At 49.2% G+C, this 22,859-nt stretch carries 17 protein-coding genes; 10 read left to right on the top strand and 7 right to left on the bottom strand.

Going from position 1 to position 22,859, the window contains the following annotated elements:
- The first annotated feature begins 1 nt into the window (after window position 1).
- Window positions 2–1,285, top strand: a complete 1,284-nt coding sequence (gene hemL, locus EJE49_RS05715; RefSeq protein WP_370685816.1) for a glutamate-1-semialdehyde 2,1-aminomutase — start codon at window positions 2–4, stop codon at window positions 1,283–1,285.
- A 79-nt stretch (window positions 1,286–1,364) separates the two neighbouring features.
- On the opposite strand, the gene ccsB is transcribed toward hemL, so the two are convergent.
- The 3 genes from ccsB to EJE49_RS05700 form a co-directional block, all read right to left on the bottom strand.
- Entirely contained in the window at window positions 1,365–2,507 is a 1,143-nt protein-coding gene (ccsB, locus tag EJE49_RS05710) for a c-type cytochrome biogenesis protein CcsB (protein WP_124949445.1), read from the bottom strand.
- Window positions 2,508–4,514: a cytochrome c biogenesis protein ResB gene (locus tag EJE49_RS05705; protein ID WP_189941724.1), complete on the bottom strand. Its 2,007-nt coding sequence runs from the start codon at window positions 4,512–4,514 to the stop codon at window positions 2,508–2,510.
- 94 nt (window positions 4,515–4,608) lie between these two features.
- Window positions 4,609–5,238 (bottom strand): c-type cytochrome, encoded by a 630-nt coding sequence (locus EJE49_RS05700; RefSeq protein ID WP_124949444.1) that lies wholly within the window; start codon window positions 5,236–5,238, stop codon window positions 4,609–4,611.
- A 107-nt stretch (window positions 5,239–5,345) separates the two neighbouring features.
- On the opposite strand from EJE49_RS05700, the gene yihA reads away from it, so the two are divergent.
- Both yihA and hemB read left to right on the top strand, forming a co-directional pair.
- Window positions 5,346–5,978 carry a ribosome biogenesis GTP-binding protein YihA/YsxC gene (gene yihA, locus EJE49_RS05695; protein ID WP_124949443.1) on the top strand — a complete coding sequence of 211 codons (633 nt, stop codon included), beginning with the start codon at window positions 5,346–5,348 and terminating at the stop codon, window positions 5,976–5,978.
- Window positions 5,979–6,109: 131 nt separating this feature from the next.
- Window positions 6,110–7,123 carry a porphobilinogen synthase gene (gene hemB / locus EJE49_RS05690; protein ID WP_124949442.1) on the top strand — a complete coding sequence of 338 codons (1,014 nt, stop codon included), beginning with the start codon at window positions 6,110–6,112 and terminating at the stop codon, window positions 7,121–7,123.
- Here hemB and EJE49_RS05685 read toward each other — a convergent pair.
- Complete coding sequence (locus EJE49_RS05685) at window positions 7,115–7,708, bottom strand: nucleotidyltransferase family protein (RefSeq protein ID WP_124949441.1); 594 nt, start codon at window positions 7,706–7,708, stop codon at window positions 7,115–7,117. The two genes, hemB and EJE49_RS05685, sit on opposite strands and share 9 nt — an antisense overlap.
- A gap of 5 nt (window positions 7,709–7,713) precedes the next feature.
- Complete coding sequence (locus EJE49_RS05680; protein WP_124949440.1) at window positions 7,714–10,062, bottom strand: penicillin-binding protein 1A; 2,349 nt, start codon at window positions 10,060–10,062, stop codon at window positions 7,714–7,716.
- 183 nt (window positions 10,063–10,245) lie between these two features.
- On the opposite strand from EJE49_RS05680, the gene EJE49_RS05675 reads away from it, so the two are divergent.
- The 7 genes from EJE49_RS05675 (at window position 10,246) to EJE49_RS05645 (ending at window position 17,681) form a co-directional block, all read left to right on the top strand.
- Window positions 10,246–11,322 (top strand): pilus assembly protein PilM, encoded by a 1,077-nt coding sequence (locus EJE49_RS05675; protein ID WP_124949439.1) that lies wholly within the window; start codon window positions 10,246–10,248, stop codon window positions 11,320–11,322.
- The gene (locus EJE49_RS05670) at window positions 11,319–11,909 is read left to right on the top strand and encodes a PilN domain-containing protein (RefSeq protein WP_124949438.1); all 591 of its coding nucleotides are present in this window, start codon (window positions 11,319–11,321) and stop codon (window positions 11,907–11,909) included. The genes EJE49_RS05675 and EJE49_RS05670 overlap by 4 nt, the downstream gene beginning before the upstream one ends.
- The gene (locus EJE49_RS05665) at window positions 11,906–12,544 is read left to right on the top strand and encodes a type IV pilus inner membrane component PilO (RefSeq protein WP_124949437.1); all 639 of its coding nucleotides are present in this window, start codon (window positions 11,906–11,908) and stop codon (window positions 12,542–12,544) included. Before EJE49_RS05670 ends, EJE49_RS05665 begins: the two co-directional genes overlap by 4 nt.
- Window positions 12,544–13,050, top strand: coding sequence for a pilus assembly protein PilP (locus tag EJE49_RS05660; protein WP_124949436.1), 507 nt, complete (start codon window positions 12,544–12,546; stop codon window positions 13,048–13,050). Before EJE49_RS05665 ends, EJE49_RS05660 begins: the two co-directional genes overlap by 1 nt.
- A 14-nt stretch (window positions 13,051–13,064) precedes the next feature.
- On the top strand, window positions 13,065–15,287 hold the full coding sequence (locus EJE49_RS05655) for a type IV pilus secretin PilQ (protein WP_124949435.1): 2,223 nt from the start codon (window positions 13,065–13,067) through the stop codon (window positions 15,285–15,287).
- Window positions 15,288–15,368: 81 nt separating this feature from the next.
- Window positions 15,369–15,911 carry a shikimate kinase gene (locus tag EJE49_RS05650; protein ID WP_124949434.1) on the top strand — a complete coding sequence of 181 codons (543 nt, stop codon included), beginning with the start codon at window positions 15,369–15,371 and terminating at the stop codon, window positions 15,909–15,911.
- Between the two features lie 156 nt (window positions 15,912–16,067).
- Window positions 16,068–17,681 carry an adenylyl-sulfate kinase gene (locus EJE49_RS05645; RefSeq protein ID WP_124949433.1) on the top strand — a complete coding sequence of 538 codons (1,614 nt, stop codon included), beginning with the start codon at window positions 16,068–16,070 and terminating at the stop codon, window positions 17,679–17,681.
- A gap of 47 nt (window positions 17,682–17,728) precedes the next feature.
- On the opposite strand, the gene EJE49_RS05640 is transcribed toward EJE49_RS05645, so the two are convergent.
- Both EJE49_RS05640 and EJE49_RS05635 read right to left on the bottom strand, forming a co-directional pair.
- Window positions 17,729–21,559 carry a DUF3683 domain-containing protein gene (locus tag EJE49_RS05640; RefSeq protein ID WP_124949432.1) on the bottom strand — a complete coding sequence of 1,277 codons (3,831 nt, stop codon included), beginning with the start codon at window positions 21,557–21,559 and terminating at the stop codon, window positions 17,729–17,731.
- 74 nt (window positions 21,560–21,633) lie between these two features.
- Entirely contained in the window at window positions 21,634–22,854 is a 1,221-nt protein-coding gene (locus EJE49_RS05635) for a VOC family protein (RefSeq protein ID WP_124949431.1), read from the bottom strand.
- Window positions 22,855–22,859 lie beyond the last annotated feature (5 nt).

Genomic DNA, 22,859 nt, shown 5'->3' with positions numbered 1-22,859 from the left:
TATGACTAAAAATCAAATATTATTTGAGCGCGCGCAACGGCATATTCCTGGCGGAGTAAATTCACCGGTGCGTGCATTCCGCTCGGTGGGCGGTACCCCCTGTTTTTTTGAGCGAGCCAAGGGTGCCAGGATATGGGATGCAGATGGGCATGAATTTATCGATTATGTAGGCTCCTGGGGGCCGATGATAGTCGGGCATAGTCATCCTGAAGTATTGCAGGCAGTATGCGATGCGGCAGCGAATGGTTTGAGTTTTGGCGCACCTACTGCGCGTGAAGTTGAAATTGCTGATTTGCTCACCGAGTTAATTCCCAGCATGGATATGGTGCGTTTGACCAGTTCAGGTACTGAGGCGACGATGAGTGCCATACGTCTGGCGCGCGGCTATACCGGACGTTCTAAAATCATTAAATTTGAAGGTTGCTACCATGGTCATAGCGATTCGCTGCTGGTTAAAGCCGGTTCTGGCGCACTAACCTTTGGTCAGCCCAGTTCTGCAGGGGTGCCGCCTGAATTGGCGGCACATACGTTGGTTCTGGACTACAACGTACCTCAGCAACTGGTTGATACGTTTGTGCAGTATGGTGACCAGATTGCCGCTGTGATTGTGGAGCCAGTGGTAGGCAACATGAATTTGATCGCCCCCAATGCCGAATTTCTGCGAACCATGCGCGACGTATGTACCCAGTATGGAACCGTGCTGATTTTTGATGAGGTGATGACAGGGTTTCGTGTGGCCTTGGGCGGAGCGCAGGCGCTGTATGGCATAACTCCTGATCTGTCGACCTTTGGTAAAGTGATTGGCGGTGGCATGCCAGTGGGTGCGTTTGGCGGGCGGCGCGACATCATGGAGCAACTTGCGCCATTGGGGCCGGTATACCAGGCAGGCACCCTGTCAGGCAATCCGGTGGCCGTAGCTGCCGGTCTGGCAACTTTGAAACTGATACAGGTACCGGGTTTTCACCAGCGGCTGAGTGAAGTGACCGGGCAGCTTACTGCGGGCTTAACTGATGTGGCGAAAAAACATGACATAGCCTTCAGCGCGCAACATGTTGGCGGGATGTTCGGTCTTTATTTCCGGGCTGAAGTGCCGCACACTTACGATGAAGTTATGCAATGTGATAAAGAGGCATTCAATCATTTCTTTCATGCAATGCTGGATGAAGGGGTTTATTTCGCGCCGTCTGCATTTGAAGCTGGTTTCGTATCTGCTGCACATGATGCTGCCGAAATTGCGGCAACACTGGTAGCTGCAGATCGTGTGTTTGCCAAAATGGCTGTTTAGTTTTGATTGTATGAAATATTAAAGGGCGGATTGGTGAAAAAACCAATCCGCCCTTTATTTTTTGGGGTGCGTGATGCGCTTAGAGCGTGCCGTAAGAATGCAGTCCGGACAGGAACATATTCACGCCGAGGAAGGCGAACACGGTCACGAACAGGCCAACTACAGCCCACCAGGCCAGCATCGGTCCGCGTAAACCTTTAACCAGGCGGATGTGCAGCCAGGCTGCATAATTTAGCCAGACGATCAGTGCCCAGGTTTCTTTAGGATCCCATGACCAGTAGCCGCCCCATGCTTCTGCTGCCCACATCGCACCAAGGATAGTGGCGATGGTGAAAAAACCGAAACCGACAGCAATGGATTTGTACATCACATCATCAAGCACTTCGAGCTTGGGCAGGCGTGACGCCAGTATGCCCTTGGATGCCAGCAAGTAAGCTACGCCTATCATCGCAGCCAGCGAGAATGAGCCATAGCCGATAAAGTTGGCCGGTACATGTATTTTCATCCAGTAAGATTGTAGCGCTGGTACCAGCGGCTGGATGTTTTGAGCTTGACGGTCGAATGTGTACCACAGCAGGAAGCCGACGGCAGCACTGATTACCGGCAATACAAACGCACCCATCTGGCGGTTGGCATAGCGGTTTTCATAATGCAGATACAGCAATGCGGTGATGATGGAAAACAGGATGAATACTTCGTACAGGTTGGAGATGGGGATGTGACCCACGTCCGGGCTGATTAAGTAGGATTCATACCAGCGCACCATGAGCCCGACCAGGCCCATTGTCAAGGCGCTCCAGGTCAGCGCGGAGCCGACTTTGGCAACAAAATCGGAGCGCGAAGCCAGGCTGATCCAGTAGGTGATGGTGGCCAGTACAAAGAGTACGCTCATCCACATGATGGCGGATTGGCTGGCAAGCAGGTATTTCAGAAAGAAAGCATGTTCTGCCCGGCCTAGGTCAGCATGGTAATCCGAGATGCCGAATAAGCTGAGAACGGCCACCACGAGAATTAAGGTGCGTATGGGCTTCCAGGCCCAGCCTAGTACAGAAAAAACTGTCGCGGCGCCGAACAGGAAGCCTTTTTCATAAACATCCATGTAGCCGCCATATAAATCGAATGCATAAATTGCACCCGACCATAACAGGATGGCAAACAGCCAGTCCAGGATGTTGAGTTGCTTAATGAGCGCAGGGCGCGGCATAGTCTGGCTAAGTTGCATTTACGTTTCCTTTACGATTTCGCCAATGTGTTGCTTATGTTGCGTAAATTCATTTTCAAAATCCAGTGTTTTACGATTGCTGGACATGGCAAATAATACTTGGTCTGATTTAATAAGTAACCAGAGTCTGCGCTCACGGATGAAGAACATGGCAAATACACCAAGCACCAACAAAGCCGAGCCGGCATAAACGATATTCTTACCTGGTGAGCGAGTTAATTGCAGACCCGTCGATTGGACTTCTTCGAAGCTGGCAAGTTGCAAATAAACAGGTGCACCGTAAAAGAAAATATCACTAATGCTATTCAGGCTGTCACGGATAAACCAGCCGGTTTCATCATCCATCTTAGGCGCGGGCTGGTTGGCTCTGGCCTGGGTGATGTTATATGCCTCGAACGCGGATAGTTCAAGGATTTTCAGATAGGTTTGTGCCGCTTTGTCACGTTCAGCAGCGGGGATGCGCTTTTCAATAAAATCGGACAATCCCTTGTAGCCGCTTTTGGCAAAGATGCCTAATACCTTGACAGTGCTGTCTGCCAGCTTGGCTTGAGCTTCTGGATTAGCGTCAGGTACGGCGCTTTTGGCAAAACGCTGGGCAATTTCCGGATACATTTTGCTATCCAGCATGGCGCCCCGTAAGCGCATAAAGCCGGCTAACGTCCGCTCCGGATCAAGCGGGAATCGAATGTAGTGGAAAGGCTCGTTCGGTGCTTCCCGCATTCCGGAAAGCATATACCAGCGATTATCTATCTGAATAGGCAGCATGTAATTGCTGTATTCCTTGGCCTGACCATCCGGATTGCGGATTTTGTACTGAAAACTCGGGCCTACGTTATGCAGGTCTTTGTGATCAGCAACAGCATTACCACCAATTACGGCACGGGTATCATGGGTCAGCTCAGTTTTATCACCCATGCTCTCGATATTAAATGGGCGGAAATCGGTAAATTCGATAGTGTATTGCGTGTCATCTGCCGCAAGTTTGGATTCGTCATGTATCGCACCGGTGACTGGGAATGGCTCGCCGGCGTGGTCAAACAGGTTCCAGCCGTTCATGTTCAGATGGGTGCCGCCATCGCCAAAGCTGGCCTGGTAGATGGCAACGCCATCATAGGTCAACGGGTGGTTGACAGTAATGGTATGCGCCAGAACCGGCCGACCAGTTTTTTTATCGATGATGACTATGTCACTGGCAAAGGATTTGGGTTGTCCAGTGCTGTAATGTTCGATATGGAATTTATTGAGCGCGATTTTGAAGGGCAGGTCCTGCACCATGTAGCCGTCGCCAATGTTGAGGAAAACGACATCCGCGCTGGTGCCTTCGGGGATGGTTACGTTACCGCGAAATGAAAGATTTTCGGGTGATAATCGGCTAATCGCAGGAACCTGACTTTGAGGAATGTCGCGGGTTTCGATGCGCTTTATGTCAAAAGCCTGTTCGAGCTTGAGTGGAATGTTGCTGTCGATTAAGCCACCAATGCAGATCATTACGATTGCGCTGTGGGTCAAAATATAGCCTAGGCGATTCGTGCTGCCGCGCTTGGCTGCCAGTAATAAATTGTCGCCATCGGCTTGCTGTTTATAGTGGTAACCCTGTACATCCAGGTATTTCTGTAAATTCGTTGTCGGGTTGCCGGTTCGGGTGAATGCGGCGAAATGCTGAAAGTGGCGTATTGACTGTTCGGTTGCGTGTTCCCGATAACTGCGCATTTCTCGCAGCATGGAAGGCAGGTTGCGATAAATGCATGTGCTGGTGGATAGCACCAGGAAGGTAAGAATGACGACAAACCAGGGGCTGTGATAAACGTCGTAGAGGCCTAGCCACTTGAAGACGACAAACCAGTATTGGCCAAACTGGATGATGTAATTGGCGTATGGCTCGTTCTGTTTTAGTACGGTGCCAATAATGGATGCGATAGCCAGTAAGCTTAATAAGCTGATGGCAAAACGCATGGAACTTAGCAGCTCATAGAACGAGCGGGAAAATGTGGCAGACGATTTATTCATTTTGTTAGTTAAGCGCATACCCTGAAAAATAAAGGGGTGACTAATGCCACCCCTTTATGGACTGCTAAAACGTCGTCAGGTTCCGACGATAGGATTAATGCAAGCCTGAGATGTACTCAGCAACAGCTTTCATTTCTTGGTCAGTCATTTTTGCTGCGATGGTGCGCATCATTTTACCGCCGTCATTGGCGCGTTCGCCTAAACGGAAGTTATTCAGCTGAGTGTAAATATACTCTTTGTGCTGGCTAGCCAGACGTGGGAACTGAACAGGAATGCCTGCACCAGCTGGGCCATGACATGCTGCGCATGCTGGTACGCCACTACCGGAATTGCCACCTTTGTAAATCTTTTCGCCAGCTTCAACTAAGGCTTTATCTTTGGCTGAACCCGCTTTCGGGGTTTGGCCAGCAAAATAAGCACCCAGATTCTTCATGTCATCTGGTGTGAGGTTATTGCTGGTGACTATGCCTTGCATAATAGCGTTCTTGCGATCGCCAGATTTGAAGTTCGTCAACTGCTTAGTGATATACTCAGCATGCTGACCAGCAAGCTTTGGATTGGCTGGAGCGGTGCTGTTACCATCTGCGCCGTGACAGGCTGCACAAACCGCCGTCACCAGTTGTTGTGCTTTGGCTGGGTCGCCTTTCGCTACCGCTTCATCTGCGTGAGCAGGAGAAAATGCGGTTAAAGCAGCGAGTGCCGCGAACGCCATAGTATTTTTCATCGTGAGCTCCTCTTACCGTAACATGCTAAAAAGTAATTATTTTATCCTTGTTTTATTTTTCACGCTAGCCCGAATCTACTAGGGTGTGTTTTTTTGGAACTAAATTTATGAATTTTTTTCAACCAGCAGTGTTTTATACCACTGTTAATCATTTACGCGACCTGCCTGTAGAGAGTCATGCCGAAGTTGCTTTTGCCGGACGCTCAAATGCAGGAAAGTCTAGTGCAATCAATACATTGGCTAATAGAACGCGTTTGGCTTTTGTGAGTAAGACGCCAGGACGGACGCAGCATATTAACTATTTCAGTCTGGGTGGGCAGCGATATTTGGTAGATTTACCAGGATATGGATATGCTAAAGTCCCGGGTGCAATAAAAGATCATTGGCGTGAATTGTTGAGTGAGTATCTGACACAACGTCCCCAATTGCGAGGTTTGGTTCTGATTATGGACTCGCGACACCCATTGACTGATCTTGATCGGAATATGCTGCAGTGGTTTTTGCCAACCGGCAAGCCGGTGCATTGTTTGCTGACTAAAAGCGATAAACTGAATCGTAGTGAATGTATGGCTGTGTTGCGTCTGGTTAAGGAAGAATTGGGGAAACTGTCGTCTACATATAGTGTCCAGCTGTTTTCAAGCTCTAAGAAATTGGGCGTGGATGAGGTTGAATCAGTTGTTTCAAAATGGTTTGACGAAGATGATCAGGCCGAAAAAAACCTCGGTCACAGGGGAGAGTAACCGAGGTCAAAACGTCCTGACTAGCGTCAGGACACCCGCTCAGGGAGGAGAAGCGGGAGACAGCAATAACGGCTATCTGTTAATTAAGATAGCCGTTGTTTTGAAAAGTTCAATTTTTTCGAGTGGTAATTATGAGTGATACTAATTTGGGTTATCCGCTGACGCGTTTGCGCCGAATGCGTCATGATGATTTTTCGCGACGACTGATGCGTGAGCATGTGTTGACTGTGAATGATCTGATTTATCCGGTTTTTGTGCTGGATGGCGAAAATCGCAGTGAGGCAGTTGCATCGATGCCAGGCGTGATACGCGTGTCGTTAGATAATTTATTGCCAGTTGCCGCACGTTGTGTGGATTTGGGTATTCCTGCACTGGCTATTTTTCCGGTGATTGATTCTGCGCTGAAATCCCTGGATGCGGCAGAAGCATATAACGCTGATGGTCTGGTTCCGCGTACTGTGCGTGCTTTGAAACAGGCCTTCCCGCAATTGGGTGTTATTACTGATATCGCACTTGATCCTTATACCAGTCATGGTCAGGATGGTTTGATTGACGCAAGTGGCTATGTGTTAAATGATGAAACTGTGGCGGTGCTGGTGCGTCAGGCGCAAACCCATGCTGCAGCAGGTGCGGATATAGTGGCGCCTTCGGATATGATGGATGGCCGTATAGGTGCGATACGGCGTGGGCTGGATGAGCGTAAATTTATCCATACACGTATTCTGGCGTATTCAGCCAAGTATGCATCCAGCTTCTATGGGCCATTTCGCGATGCGGTTGGTTCGGCCGGTAATCTTGGGGTGAGCAGTAAAGAGACTTACCAGATGGATCCGCCAAATAGTGATGAGGCGCTACGTGAAGTTGCGATGGATCTGCAGGAGGGGGCGGACATGGTCATGGTTAAGCCGGGCATGCCTTATCTCGACATCGTGTGTCGCGTAAAGGACACGTTTGGTGCGCCAACCTATGTATATCAGGTCAGTGGCGAATATGCCATGCTCAAGGCTGCTGCGCAGAATGGCTGGCTGGATGAGAAAAAATGCGTATTGGAGTCGCTGGTGGCATTCAAGCGAGCAGGTGCTGATGGGATACTCACTTATTTCGCACTGGATGCCGCGGAATGGCTGCGGCAGGGTTCAAACTAATTCGCTATTCATGAGCGCGAGCGTCTGATTCAATGATGCCCGTTTGAGGGGGTCATTGGCATTCGCTCGCGGTGCGTTACGTATTCTGCTTGGCGGGTGGATGGTAATGTAGATATCGCAAGCCGGATTGCTCATAATGAAACAGGGGATTTGCTTGCGGTTGCCTTGATGGGTAATTTGACGCTGTCCTTGTTTGAACTGTATGCCTTGATTCAGTAGAAATAACTCAACATCTTTTTCATTGTCAGTAAATAATTCGATTTGAATATCCGAATGTTCGTTCGCAGTGCCATTAAGCACTGAGCCGGTCAGATACGGGCTGAAATCAGCCAGCATTTCCATGGTCTCAAGCGCGATCTCTCTTAATTGCTGAATGATTGCAGGGTGAGTGTCATGGTGAAAAAGCGCCTGGTAGTCTTTCAGTGCAGCTTCGATTTCAAGATTGCCGGGCAGGTGATGTGCCTCGGCAATGCCTAGTTGCCTTGCGGCCTTACGTTTTGCCAGCGCAAAATCCTGTATGCCATGTTCATGCATAAGTTGTGCCGCCAGTTGAGCGACTCGTTCACGGATTGGGTCGGTTTTCATATTGGTCACATTAGCGGACTGCTCGGTTCGGGTGTTTTGGTATCGCTTTGATCGGGAGCTGGCGTATCCAGGCCCTCGCTTGGAGCTGCAGTGTGAGTGGTCGCTATTGGTACAGCTTCTTCATAAAAATATTCGGGGGTGCCTGTTTCGCCTTCACCGACAGGTAATCCTGTCAGCGGGTTAATAGGTACTCTAACAACGCCTTTAGGTTGGGTAAAGGTGGCTTGTGGTACTCCTTTTAACATTTCTCCCATGTATTTCATCCACATTGGCAAGGCTGCTTGTGCGCCCGTTTCGCCCCTGCCCAGAGTGCGTGGCTGATCAAACCCTATCCACGCGACTGCAACCAAGGACGGCTGGAAGCCGGCAAACCATGCATCGACCTGATCATTGGTAGTGCCGGTTTTACCAGCCAGATCGCTACGACCCAGTTGAGTCACTTTAGCGGCAGTGCCGCGCGTGACAACATCGTGCATGAGGCTGGTGATGATGAACGCATTGCGAGGGTCAATTGCTGGCTTAGCTGCGTCGGGTACCGTTTTTAAAATGGTGTTGCCATTCTGATCGATAATGTGGTCGATAAGGTAAGGCTTTATTTGCTGGCCGTTGTTTGCAAAAACGGCGTAAGCGCTCGCCAGTTGCAAAGGTGTTACTGATCCTGCACCTAGTGCAAGTGTCAAATAAGGTGGTTGGCGAGCAGGGTCAAAACCAAAGCGTTTGATATAGTCCTGTGCGTAGGCGGGGCTGATAGCCTGTAAAATTCGGATAGTCGGCAGGTTCAGTGACTTGGTTAGCGCCTTGCGCACGCTGACTATGCCGGAATAGTCACCTTCATAATTCTTAGGCTCCCAGAGTACGCCGCCGGTTTGATCCGGGCTGATGGTAATGGGGGCGTCTTCTACCAGTGTAGCTGCAGTAAATCCTTTTTCCAGGGCGGCTGAATAAATAAATGGTTTGAATGTCGATCCGGGCTGTCGCCAAGCCTGGGTGACATGATTGAATTTGTTTCTGTCATAATCAATTCCGCCCACCAAAGCCCGGATAGCACCGGTTTTTGGGTCCAGCGATACAAAAGCGGCTTCTACTTGGGGAAGTTGATTGATGCGCCAGTTGTCTGTATTGGCAACTTTTTGTACGCGGATTAATGCGCCGGGATGCAATGCCAGTTTGTTTTGCGGTGAATTGGCTAATAATTTTTGTGCAAATTTTAAACCATCTCCGCGAATATCAACTTCGCCGATATCCTTGACGTAAGCATGTACCCGTTTTGCGTTACTGGATAAGACGACAGCTGGAACCAGGTCATGGACGGTAGCTATGTCCTGCAGTGCATTGTCCAGTTCGGCTTGCATGGCTTGTGCATCAGCGGGGAGGGAAATGTTGCCTTCGATACCTCGGTACCCATGGCGATGATCATATTCTTCGACACCTTGCCACAATGCGAGATTAGCAACGTCCTGGTCGTGTTTGCGTAATGTGGTGTAAACCTTTAGACCATTGGTGTAAATCGCATCCTGATAGCGGTCATACATTGCCTGGCGTATCATTTCTGCAACATAATCGGCACTGACGCCGTTGCCAGCTTCTTTTGCGGTGCGAACGATGAGTGGCTGGTTGATGGCGGCTTGATACTGGTCATTGTCAATGTAGTTCAAGTCAAGCATGCGGCGCAATACATAGTGTTGGCGCGCTTGAGCCCGCGGGAAATTTACAACTGGGTTGTAGCGGGATGGTGCTTTGGGTAAACCGGCAAGCATGGCGGCTTCGGCCAGATTGATCTTTTCCAGAGGTTTACCGAAGTAGGCTAGCGATGCAGCACCAAACCCGTATGCGCGCTGTCCTAAATAAATCTGATTGATATAGAGCGTAAGGATTTCATCCTTGCTCAAGGTGTGTTCTATTTTAATTGCCAGTAAAGCTTCGTTTAATTTTCGAGTGAGTGTTTTTTCGCTAGATAAGAAAAAATTACGTGCAACCTGCATGGTAATGGTGGATGCGCCTTCTTTTGCTCCACCGGATGTCAGGTTGCTGAGCGCCGCACGCATAACACCCATGGTGTCGACGCCGCCATGTTGATAAAAACGGTCATCTTCAGCTGCTAGAATCGCCTGCTGCAGGAATTTTGGCGTTTTGTTCAGTGCTACCACAGCACGGTGCTCTGCACCAAATTCAGCTAACAAAGCGCCGTCGGCTGTATATACCCGCATCGGGATTTTTGGCTGGTAGTTAGTAAGCGTATCCAGACTGGGTAATTTAGGGTAGATTAATGCAACAGTAAGCAGCACCAATGCAGTTATAAGAATAATAAAACCAATAAATATGGCTAAAATATAACGCCAGTGTGATTTGAGCATGAAGTTAATCCAATTAGAACGTTCTGAACGACATTATAGATGCGAAATGATTGTGACTATATAAATGATGAATTGTTCTTTTTCGGTAATAAAAAAATAGTTTACACTCTAGTAACTTGCTGATAGTCTTTAACGTGAATTGTTGATTTGTTTCCTAACCACTAAATAAAAAAGGGATTTCTGTTGCAGTTCGACTTTCTCAAAATCAAATCCCCACCCTTGATCGGCGTTGACATAAGTTCGTCCGCTATCAAGATGGTGGAGCTAAGCGATGCTGGTCGTAATCAGTATTGCATCGAGCGATATGTCATCGAGCCTTTGTCCAAAGATGCGGTAGTTGAGGGAAATATCGCAAAAATGGATGAGGTGGTGGAGGCGATGAAGCGCGCATGGACGAGCATGGGTACCCGTGCCAAACATGTGGCGCTCGCTTTGCCGGCGGCCGCGGTGATTACCAAAAAAATCGTTTTGCCTGCCAGTCTGTCCGAGACGGATATGGAAATCCAGGTTGAGGCGGAAGCCAACCAGGCGATCCCTTTTGCATTGGATGAGGTGAATCTTGATTTTCAGATACTGGGGCCATCTGCTAACTCCGCTGATGACGTAGAGGTGCTGATTGTCGCCAGTCGTAAGGAAAAGGTAGAGGATCGCGTTGCAGTAGCAGAATCAGCGGGCTTGAAGGTGCTGGTGATGGATGCCGAATTTAACGCGAGTCAAACTGCCTATGAAGGTATGTTGCATGTGTTGCCGGATGGTGGCAACGGGCAATCAGTTGCATTAATTGATATCGGTTCGACAACCATGCATATTATGGTTTTCGTCAATAATGTCATGGTTTATTCGCGTGAACAGTCTTTTGGCGGCGTCCAGTTGACGCAAGAGATACAGCGTAGATTTGGTATGTCTTATGAAGAAGCAGAGAAAGCCAAACGCAAAGGCAAACTGCCTGAGAATTACGCGCTAGAGGTGTTACAGCCTTTTACAGAAACGCTGGCATTGGAAATTAGCAGAGCCTTGCAATTGTTTTTTTCTTCAACTTCTTATACTAAAGTTGATCATGTCGTACTGGCTGGTGGGTGTGCAGCCATTCCGAGTCTGGATGAGGCTGTGGCCAATCGCACTGAAGCCAGCACTCTTGTTGCAAACCCCTTTGTAGGTATGACTTTGTCGTCCCGCGTCTTGGCTGCCAAACTGGCTGTTGATGCCCCTGCCCTGATGGTGGCTTGTGGTTTAGCAATGCGGAGGTTTGATCCAGCATGATACGTATCAATTTACTCCCATACCGTGAGATGCAGCGTGCCGCCAGATTGCGGCATTTCAGTATTATGTTAGGTGCCGTTGTGGCAATAGCGTTTGCTATCGTGATTTTAGGTTACCTGGCGCTAGAGGCGCGTCTTGAGAATCAGAACTCAAGGAACGAATATCTTAAGGCTGAAATCAGCAAACTGGATAAAGATATTGCGGATATTAAAAAACTTAAAGAACAAACACAGGCTTTATTGTCGCGCAAACAGGTCGTTGAAACTCTGCAGACTAATCGCTCCGAGTCAGTGCATTTGCTTGATCAGCTGGTAAGGTTATTGCCCGAAGGTGTTTACCTGAAATCAATCAAAGAAACAGGGAATACAATCAACTTGCAAGGCTACGCGCAGTCAAGTGCTAGAGTATCAACGCTAATGCGTAATCTTGATGCTTCACCTTGGCTGGATGGCTCAACTTTGGTTGAAATCAAGGCAGCTACGGTGCAAGGATTGCGTGCAAATGAATTCAGCCTGAATGTGCAGCAAGTACAACCCGGCAATGATGGCGCTGATAATAATAAACAGAATGCTGGAGGGAAATCATGAATTTCAATGATTTAAATAACCTCAATCTGAAAGACCTGGCCAATGCGCCGATGTCACTAAAGGCCGTTGTGTTAGCTGTCGCATTGGTTGTAATTGTGTTTTTTGGGTATTGGTTTGTATGGAGTGGGCAACTGGATGAGGTGAACGCTGCGCAACAGGAAGAAATGACTCTGCGTGACAGTTTTATGGGCAAAAAGCGTCAGGCAGTGAATCTGGATATTTATAAGCAACAGTTAAATGATATTGACCATTCATTTGGAGCGCTGTTGAAGCAGCTGCCAAACAAGTCGCAAATGGATGCTTTGCTAAGTGATATAAACCAGGCAGGTTTAGGCCGTGGCTTGCAATTTGAATTGTTTAGGCCCGGCACGGAAACGCCTAAGGATTTTTATGCGGAACTGCCAATCAGCATTCGGGTGACAGGTGCCTATCATGACTTCGGGGCCTTTGCCAGCGATATATCGCAGCTGTCACGCATCGTTACGCTGCATGATCTGGATATAGGGCCAGAGAAGACAGGTAAAGATGATAATGGCACTCTCTATATGAATGCAACCATCAAAACCTACCGCTATCTGGATGAAGATGAGCTTGCAGCCCAAAATAAAAGCAATAAACAAGGGGGCAATAAATAATGAAACAATTAGTAGTTATTGTTGCCTTGCTTAGCCTTGCTGCGTGTTCCGGAAGCGAACATGATGACTTGACTCAGTTCGTTAAAGAATCCGGTGCGAATCTGCGTGGCAAAGTAGATCCATTGCCGGAAATGCGGCCTTACCAACCTTTTACATATAATGCTTATGATCTGTCTGATCCATTCAAGCCGCGCAAGTTAAAGCTAAGCGCGGGAGGTGGTGGTGGATTGCAGCCGGACATGAATAGGCCGAAAGAGCCGCTAGAGTCTTTTGCATTGGAATCGCTGAAATTGGTTGGCATTCTCAAGCAGAAAAATGAAATTTACGCGGTTATCAAAACGCCTGAGAACACGATTTATCGGGTGCGTACCGGAAATTATCTGGGCCAGAATTTTGGTAAAGTGCTGGCTGTGACCGATACTGAAGTCAAAATAAAAGAAACCGTGCAGGACAGTGCCGGTGATTGGGCGGAACGCGATAGTACGCTGACGTTGCAAGAACAATAAGGAGTAGGGAATAAATGAAAACTAAAATTGCGCAAATTAGCCATCATTTTGCAATATATATCGCTATGGTGTTAGTCATGCTGCTGAATGTGCAGCAAGCAAATGCAGATACTAATAGTGTGGATACTGTTGATTTCTCTACATTGGAAGGTGGCAAGCTGCTAATCAAAGTGGGTCTAAAGCAGAATTTGCAAAACTCACCTGCCGGGTTCACGGTAAATAATCCTCCTCGTGTTGCGCTTGATCTGGCTAATACAGCTAACGGACTGGGGAAGAATACGGTTAATGTCAATCAAGGGCCATTGAAATCTATCAACGTTGTGCAAGCGGGTGAACGGACACGCCTGGTGTTGAATCTTAGCAAACCCGCTCAATACGAAACACGCATAGACGGCAATGCGTTATTCATTACTTTGCAAGAGTCTGATAGTGCCGCAACAAGTAATGTTACCCCCCGTTTTGCTGAAGCAGTTGCCAGTGTCGGCAAGCATAGTATCAAGGATATTGATTTCCGTCGCGGTGCAGGTGGTGAGGGTCGAATTATCGCGACCCTTTCAGACAGTTCCACAGGTATTGATATCCGTAAACAAGGTAAAGGCCTGTCAGTCGACTTCATGAGTACTGATATTGCGCGTGCCTTGCAGCGTCGGTTAGATGTCACCGATTTCGGTACGCCGGTACAGTTTGTAGAAACCGAAGGACGCGGCAATAACGTCAAAATGACGATACAGCCCAAGGGTGATTTCGAATACTCAGCTTATCAGGCAGATAATCAGTTCATTATTGAAGTTCGTGCCAAGCTTGAAGATGCCACAGGTAAGGCAGTGGGTGGCAAGCCGAAATACATTGGCGAAAAGCTTTCGCTAAATTTCCAGAACGTAGAAGTGCGTTCTGTGTTGCAGGTGATTGCTGACTTTACTGGTAAGAATATTATTACCAGCGATACGGTTACCGGCAATTTGACACTGCGCCTTAAGGATGTGCCTTGGGATCAGGCGCTGGACATAATCTTGCAAAGCAAGGGCTTGGATAAGCGTGAAAACGGCAATGTAATCTGGGTCGCGCCTAAAGATGAGTTGTTGGCGAAAGAGAAAACAGAACTGGAATCACGTCAAAGTCTGGAAGCGCTTGAGCCATTGGTCGTGCGTCAATATCAATTGAACTACAAGAAGGCTGATCAGGCTTCACGTGTCTTGTTAGGTTTACCTCCAGCACCAGGGGATAGCGGTGAGGATGTGACTTGTTCAGCCCAAGCCCAAGGCGTGAAAGCTGATAAACCAGTTTTAACCGCGATTGCACCGACAACTACAACTGCTAATCCTAACCGTATTCTTTCTGCTCGTGGTAGCGCCACCTCAGAGTCGCAAACCAATACGCTGATAGTAAGTGATATACCGAGCAAGCAGGCCGAAGTTGCCGAAATGCTGAAAATGATCGATACCCCAGCTAAGCAAGTGATGATAGAAGCGCGTGTCGTGGTTGCGAATGATACGTTCAGTCGTCAATTAGGTGCTAGGTTTGGCGTGCAGCAAGGAATATTGCCTGGCAACAGAATAGGTTATGCAAATACCGCTACAAATGCCTCGGCAGGGACTACCTCCGGCGCAATTGGGACAGCACCGTTCAATGTTGATTTGCCTGCTGCCAATTTGGGAAATGGTTCTCCAGCTACGTTGGGGTTTTCACTGTTAAATCTGGGGAGTGGAGCTTTGCTCAGTCTGGAGCTGTCGGCTTTGGAGGCTGATAATCGTGGCAAGATTATATCCAGCCCACGTATTATTACCGCAAATCAGAAACCGGCTGTTATTCTGCAAGGTATACAAATTCCTAACGTAACACCAGGAACAAGTACAGCCCCGGCGACTGTGACATTTAAAGATGCATTCTTATGTCTATTAGTTAATCCACAAATCCTTAATAACGATTCTGTGATTTTAACGGTTGAAGTCCAAAAGGATGCGCAAGGTCAACAGATTAATCTTGGTGGTGGTGGTGTAGCCTATCCAATAGATACCAAACGTGTGAAGACGCAGATTCGTATCAATAATGGCGAAACAGCCGTCTTGGGTGGTATTTATGAACAACAAACACTTAATAATGTGTCTAAAGTACCATTGCTTGGTGACATTCCATTCTTAGGTAATTTGTTTAAAACTACAAACAAGCAGAATAACAAAACTGAATTGTTAGTATTCTTGACACCACGTATAGTCAAAGAAGATTTAAGCTTCAAATAAATACGGCATAGTAAATAAAAAAGGCGGCTAATCCCCGCCTTTTTTATTTGTTAAGTAATAGCCTTGCGTTACAATCCAAAAATGAACAATCAGAATAAAAATATCTATCTTGTCGGATTGATGGGTTCAGGCAAGACTACCGTAGGCAAATTATTGTCCAAGCATTTGCGTCGTCCGTTTTATGATACTGATCACGAAATTGTACGTCGTACCGGAGTGACAATTCCCATGATTTTCGAAGTTGAGGGGGAGGCGGGATTTCGTAAGCGTGAAGAGCAGATTATTGCCGAACTGACCCAGCTGGAAGGCGTTGTTTTAGCCACAGGTGGCGGGGCTATACTTAGTGCGGTTAATCGCGAATTGCTTAAACAGCACGGCACCGTGGTCTATTTGCGTGGCACAGTGGACGAACTGTGGCAAAGAACGCGCCACGATCGGAATCGTCCATTATTACAAACCCAGGATCCGAAAGCGCGACTGCGTGAGTTGTATGCACAACGCGACCCTCTGTACCGTGAAGTGGCGGATGTCATTATCGATACCGGGCGACAGAACGTAAATGTATTAGTGCATCATCTGGTTCAATATCTGAATGCTAAAACCGTATCAGCACCCATTGAATAGTATAACTTGCTAAAAAGTTTTGCTAAACACGATTGCATAAGTTGATTGTGTTAATAATTACTATTCATTCTGACATTATTTTTGGCTGGTCGTTGTGTGCCTGCGAAATCGTACAAGCACATACTCGCAATGTGAATATTACAACGGGCAAAAGCAATGCAAACATTAATACCACCCTACGGTGAAAAATTGATGGACTTGAAGGTTGGTGAGGACATCAAGTCAGCTGTGCAGCAGCAGGCCCGAAAATTGCCGGCAATGAAGCTGGATCCAATCGCGCAAAGTGATTTGGAATTGTTGCTGACTGGAGCCTTTTCTCCTTTATCAGGTTATATGGGGCAGGCAGATTATTTAAGCGTATTGAGTAACATGCGTTTGAGTGATGGCCGAGTATGGCCACTGCCATTAACCTTGGTGATTCCGATACGATTGGCGCAATCAATGAACTTGGGCCAGCAGATTGCGCTAAGTGGCACTCGTGGCGAATTGCTTGCTGTTCTGACCGTTTCTGAAATTTATCGGGCTGACCTCGAACTAGAAGCCAAACAGCTTGGTGCAACCCTGGATTTTTCAACCGAGCCGAAATGGTATGTTGCTGGTTCAGTCATCGGATTAGATGTTATTAGCCGTTTCGATTTCAGAGAGTTGCGCTTTACGCCCGCCAAATTACGTAGCTATTTTCTTGAGCATGGTTGGAGTCGGGTAGTAGCGTACCAGAGCGGGCAACCATTACATCGAGCGGCGTATGAATTTGTTACACGTACTGCAGCGCAAAATCAGGCGGGTCTGCTGATGCAGGTACTGGTGGGTGGAAATGCGCCGCAATTGGCAGAATATTATCCGCTAATACGCGGGTATCAGGCCGTGATGTCGCGGTTATCAAGTCTCACTGGCGTATTGAGCTTGTCTCCAGTCTATCTTCGGCGTGGTGGCATACGCGAGATATTGCTTAGAGCGATTCTGGTGCGCAACTATGGCTGCTCACACTTGATTGTGGGTGGCGAGCCAAGTGGTCATGGGCAGTTGCGCCGAGGTAGTGATTTGCTGGATGGTCAGGTGTTCCTAGAGTATGCCGCGCATATTAAGGAAATCGGAGTGGCTTTGATTCCTTATCCGCGTATGGTTTATGTCGAAGAGCGTGCGCAATTCATGCCGCTGGATGAGGCGCCGAAAGAAACATATAAACAAACCTTAAGTGCAGATGAGGTTAGGAGAAGGTTGCGGGCTGGACTCGTGATACCTGAATGGTATACGTTTCCGGATGTCCTGACAGAAATGCGCCATGCTTATCAGCCACCCCATGCCGGTGGTTTTGCAATAATGATGTCGGGCATGGCCGGGGTAGGTAAAACGACTTTAGCGCATGCTTTGAGCCAGATATTAATGGCGAGTGGAGATCGCAAAGTCACTGTGCTGGATAACGCATTGTTGTTACATCACCCATCCATGGCAGGTGATTACGGCATACTCGGCTTCATGATGGCTGAAATAGTCAGGCATCAGGGCATAGCGATATGTGCAGTTTCCAGCCCGGTTAATGCCGCTCGCCGTGAAGTCAGGAAGGTGGTTCAGCAGCAAGGCGGTTACCTGGAGTTATACCTGACTGCTTCAGTTCAGGCACGTAGTTTGCGTCTCGTTACTAAAAGTGACGACAGTATTTATGAAGTACCTGATCAGGCTGATTTAATAGTTGATACTAGTGACGCACAAGTTTCGCAGTCACTGCAAATGATAATTTTGAAGCTGGAGCAGGAAGGTTTAATAAGATAAAAAACAAACCGGCATGTATTTGGAATTCATGCCGGTTTGTTCCATGCTTATAACAAGACCCGTTCTATACCGCCGTGATTGGCTTGCTCGATATAACTTTCCATCCAGTTGTCACCCAGCAGTTTTTTGGCCATTTCTACCACGATGTAATCTGCGCTGGTATCAGCGTCATTGTCATAGCGTGATAAGCCTTGCAAACAGGATGGGCAGGAGGTCAATATCTTGACAGCGCTATCGGCACCCGCTTCAGTGCGAATTTGTCCAGCAACTTTGCGAATCTCTTCTTCCTTACGGAAGCGAACTTGCGTGGAAATATCCGGTCGTGTGGCCGCCAGCGTACCCGACTCGCCGCAGCAGCGATCAGACAGCGTAACCGTTTCACCCATCAACTGATTCACGACTTTCATTGGCTGGTGCGTTTTCATGGGCGTGTGACATGGATCATGATACATATACCGGGTGCCGGATACGCCATCAAGCTTAACGCCTTTTTCCATCAGGTATTCGTGGATATCGAGTAAGCGACAGCCCGGGAAGATTTTCTCAAACTGATACTTGAGCAATTGATCCATGCAGGTCCCGCAAGACACGATCACTGTTTTGATATCGAGGTAATTCAGCGTATTGGCCACACGATGGAATAGCACCCGGTTTTCGGTAGTAATCGCTTCGCCTTTATCCGCAAAGCCGCTGGATGTTTGTGGATAGCCACAGCACAGATAACCCGGAGGCAGTACGGTCTGGGTGCCCAGTTCGAATAGCATGGCCTGCGTTGCCAGTCCGACTTGCGAGAACAGGCGTTCCGAACCGCAGCCGGGGAAATAAAACACGGCGTCTGAGTCCTCTGTGACTTTCGCCGGGTTGCGTATCACTGGCACAATCTTGGCATCTTCCAGCCCCAGTAAGGCGCGGCTGGTCTTTTTGGGCAGGCCGCCGGGCATGGGTTTGTTGATGAAGTGTATTACTTGCGCTTTAATCGGCGCTTTACCCAGGGTGGAAGGCGGGTGTGCGGTCTGCGCCTTGATCAACCCCAGTTTTTTGCCGAACTGGTAGCCGAGGCGCTGCGCTTTGTAACCCCACTCGATCATGACCTTGCGCGTCATTTTGATCGTGGTCGGATCTGTGGCGTTGAGGAAGAACATGCTCGCCGTCGTGCCCGGGTTGAATTTCTTCTTGCCTTGCTTGCGCAGGAAATTGCGCATGGCTATGGAGACATCGCCAAAGTCGATATCAACCGGGCAAGGATTAGCGCACTTGTGGCAGACCGTACAATGATCGGCCACATCACCAAATTCATCGAAATGCTGGATCGAGATGCCGCGCCGGGTTTGTTCCTCATACAGGAACGCCTCGATCAGCAAGGAGGTGGCGAGTATCTTGTTGCGCGGTGAATACAGCAAATTGGCCCGCGGGACATGCGTACTGCACACGGGTTTGCATTTGCCGCAACGCAGGCAATCCTTGATCGAGTCGGCAATCTCGCCAATCTCGGATTTTTCCATGATCAGCGATTCGGTTTCCAGCAGCGAAAAGCTGGGGGTGTAGGCGTTGCGCAAATCTGCACCCGGCATCAGTTTGCCTTTATTGAAACGCCCTTGTGGATCCACTTTGTCTTTGTAGCGAACAAAGCTGGCGATGGCTTCTTCTTCCAGAAATTCCATCTTGGTCAGGCCGATGCCGTGCTCACCGGAAATGACGCCGCCCAGATCGCGTGCCAGTTGCATGATGCGTGCTACTGCGGCATTGGCCGTTTGCAGCATGGCATAATCGTCGGAATTGACCGGGAGGTTGGTGTGCACGTTACCATCGCCGGCGTGCATGTGCAGCGCAACAAACACGCGACTCTTGCGGATTGTCTGATGAATCTCGTCACATTTATCGAGGATAGGCTGATACTCGCGACCGACAAAAATCTGGTGAATTTCGCGGCGAATTTCGCGCTTCCACGACACGCGTATCGTGTGATCCTGCAACGCGTGAAACGTGCTGTTGTGGGTATTGGCGGCAATCATTTCGGTGGTGGCTATGCCCAGCTCTGCGGTTGCCGGTGAGTCATCGAGGTGGGTGAGCAGCCATTCCCAGCGAGTGCGGGTTTTGTTCAGCAGTTCCAGCGCGCGGGAACGGCGCTGTGCTGTCATTTGTGGGTCGGCTACCGTATCGTCGTCACTGAATAAAGGTAATTCGCCCTGGAAAAATTCAAGCAATGCATCTATCAATGCCAGCTTGTTCTGTGTCGATAGCTCGATATTGATGCGTTCTATGCCATCGGAGTAATCCGCCAGACGTGGTAGAGGAATCACGACGTCTTCGTTGATTTTGAAGGCGTTGGTATGGGCAGCAATGGCGGCAGTGCGGGCACGATCCAGCCAGAATTTTTTGCGGGCATCAGCGCTTACTGCGACAAAACCTTCACCACCGCGCGCGTTGGCCAGTTGCACGATATGCGCAGCAGCCTCGCCGCATGCGGTTTCATTGTCGGATACCACATCGGCCAGCAATACCATGTTGGGACGGTGGTTGCGATTGGCTTTGGTGGCATAGCCGACGGCTTTGATGTAGCGCGCATCCAGATGTTCCAGACCGGCCAGAATGGCATCAGGATGGGCGTCGAGGTAATCCTTGATTTCCACGATGGCAGGTACGGCATCGCGCACCTGGCCGAAAAACTCCAGACAGACGGTGCGGGTGTGTGCCGGCAGGCGGTGCAAAATGAACCGTGCGGAAGTGATAATGCCGTCACAGCCTTCCTTCTGGATGCCAGGCAGGCCGGCCAGGAATTTGTCGGTAACGTCCTTGCCCAGCCCCACTTTGCGGAAATGTTGGCCGGGTATCGCCAGTATTTCTGGTTCGGCGACTGGGGTGACGCCATCGATGGCATAGCGGCGCAATTCAAAGCGAGCCATCTCGGCATCGTGGATTTTGCCGAAGTTGTGGCCGATGCGCGTGACTTCCAGCCATTCCGCATCAGGTGTCACCATGCGCCATGACACCAGATTATCCAGTGCAGTACCCCATAGCACGGCTTTTTTGCCGCCGGCGTTCATGGCCACGTTTCCACCTATGCAGGATGCATCAGCGGAGGTCGGGTCGACAGCAAATACCAGACCGGCAGCATCGGCTGCTTCCATTACCCGCCGTGTCACCACGCCGGCACCGCAATGGATGGTAGCGTAGTCGCGGTCTGCTTCTGGCAGGCGCTGCACGTCTACTGCAGACAGCGCTTCCAGTTTCTCCGTATTGATAACAGCGGAATATTTGTCGAGCGGGATCGCGCCACCGGTATAGCCGGTACCACCTCCGCGCGGGATGATGGTTAGCCCTAGCTCGATACAACCTTTGACCAGATGGGCGATTTCAGCTTCGGTATCGGGGTTGAGTACCACAAATGGGTATTCCACCCGCCAGTCGGTGGCGTCAGTAACGTGGGATACGCGCGCCAGTCCATCGAACTGGATATTGTCGCGGCGGGTATGGCGTGCCAGTTTCCTGATGACCTCCCGGCGCAACTGCAGAGTGCGACTAAAGTCGGTTTCAAAGTCAACGACGGCCTGGCGTGCCGCGTGCAATACCGGTGCTACCAGTGAATTGTCCTGGCGCCGTGCTTCGATCTCGTTGAGCCGGTGATTAAGTGCTTCGATAAGTGCTGCCAGCCGTTTCGGGTTGGCGAGTAAATCATCTTGCAGATAGGGATTGCGTGACACTACCCAGATATCGCCTAATACCTCAAAGAGCATACGTGCCGAACGGCCGGTACGGCGCTCATCGCGCAACTGGTTGAGGATAGTCCACGCCTCATTGCCTAGCAGGCGAATAACAATTTCGCGATCGGAAAATGAAGTGTAGTTATAAGGGATTTCGCGTAAACGTGGGCTGTTCATGAGCACGAGCGGTGATTACTAAAGTGCTATTTTAACAGCAACTCGCGCGATATATAACCACTTCTGGGTGCAGGTTAAATCTGGTTTTGCACGCCCTCCTCCAGTCCGGCTGCAAAAGTAAGCTGGGCGACGTTGTCTTTGGCAAAAAAACCCTGGAAATCCCCGAAACGCTGCACGTATTCGATGATGAGTGAAGAGAACTGGGAAGCAGAAGAAAATATCTGTTTCAGCCCTTCTTCACGCGAGCCTACTGTATCCAGCAGGAAACCTTTGCCCTGGTCGGCAATGGCATCCACCACGTAATCAATATTCTCTTTGCCATTGACCTGGCCGTCTTTGACCGTGAGTGCGATGTGGTGCAGACGCGGACCGTAATTGCGCACGAAAGTCTCGGTCGGGCTGGGTAATTTGTCCAGATGATTGACACAGTAGGGCAGATTATTGGCAGTAAATACTTTGGCCGGACTGACAGATTCAGGTAGCAACTGCGAGTTTTTAGTGACATTGGTCGAGGAATTCTGGTCCTTGATGTCGTAACTGCCCCAGTAAAAGTAACTCGACAGCGCCAGGTATTCCAGAATGGCTGCTTCCCGGTTCTGGCTGTAGACGCGGGTAGCGAGGTGGTCGATAGGCATAATCATATCCTTGATGCCGATGCTTTCCTGCATTTCCTTGCCACGTTCGTAGGCCGCCTGCACGGTATCGAGGATGATGCATTCGCCATGCTGATAAACGCGAATGCCATCGGACTGGCGTTCCATATAGCCGACGACATTCTGGGTATACGGTGAAGGCTTGGAAATGCTGACATTGACTGGCAAATCCAGCTCGGCGAGCTGGCCGATAGGGAAAAAACGGAATTCACGGGCCTGTTGCTGGGCTACCACTTCATGGCGATTGCTGGTCAGTAATATCTCGCCGACATAGCGGCTATGATGGCGGCGTGCGCCTATCGGGTAGATGTCGTTGAGATTGCGGAAGATGTCGCTGTAATCGGGGTCTTTGACTTCGCGCAGCAGTATGTCAGGCGAATTCATGTCGATACGCAATACGTGGGTAAGATGTTTCGGGCTGTCGAGGGTGACCAGGTAATGATACGGCGTCATTAACGAGAGCTCGGTGATGTATTCGATTGAGTTGCCGGGCTCGACGGTGATAATCAAGGCTTCGATTCCGCCTATCATTTCGGTTAAGCCACTGCGGTCGCGTTCCTGCAGTACACGCGGCAGGTATTCTTCAAAAAATTCGGAATTTTTTTTATCGCCGAAGCGTGGGTAATAACTGGAATTTAGCATGTCGG

The sequence above is a fragment of the Sulfuriferula thiophila genome (assembly GCF_003864975.1).
Lineage (GTDB): Bacteria > Pseudomonadota > Gammaproteobacteria > Burkholderiales > Sulfuriferulaceae > Sulfuriferula > Sulfuriferula thiophila.
Note: the sequence above shows the minus strand (reverse complement) of the source record. Positions and strands in the feature narration are given on the sequence as shown.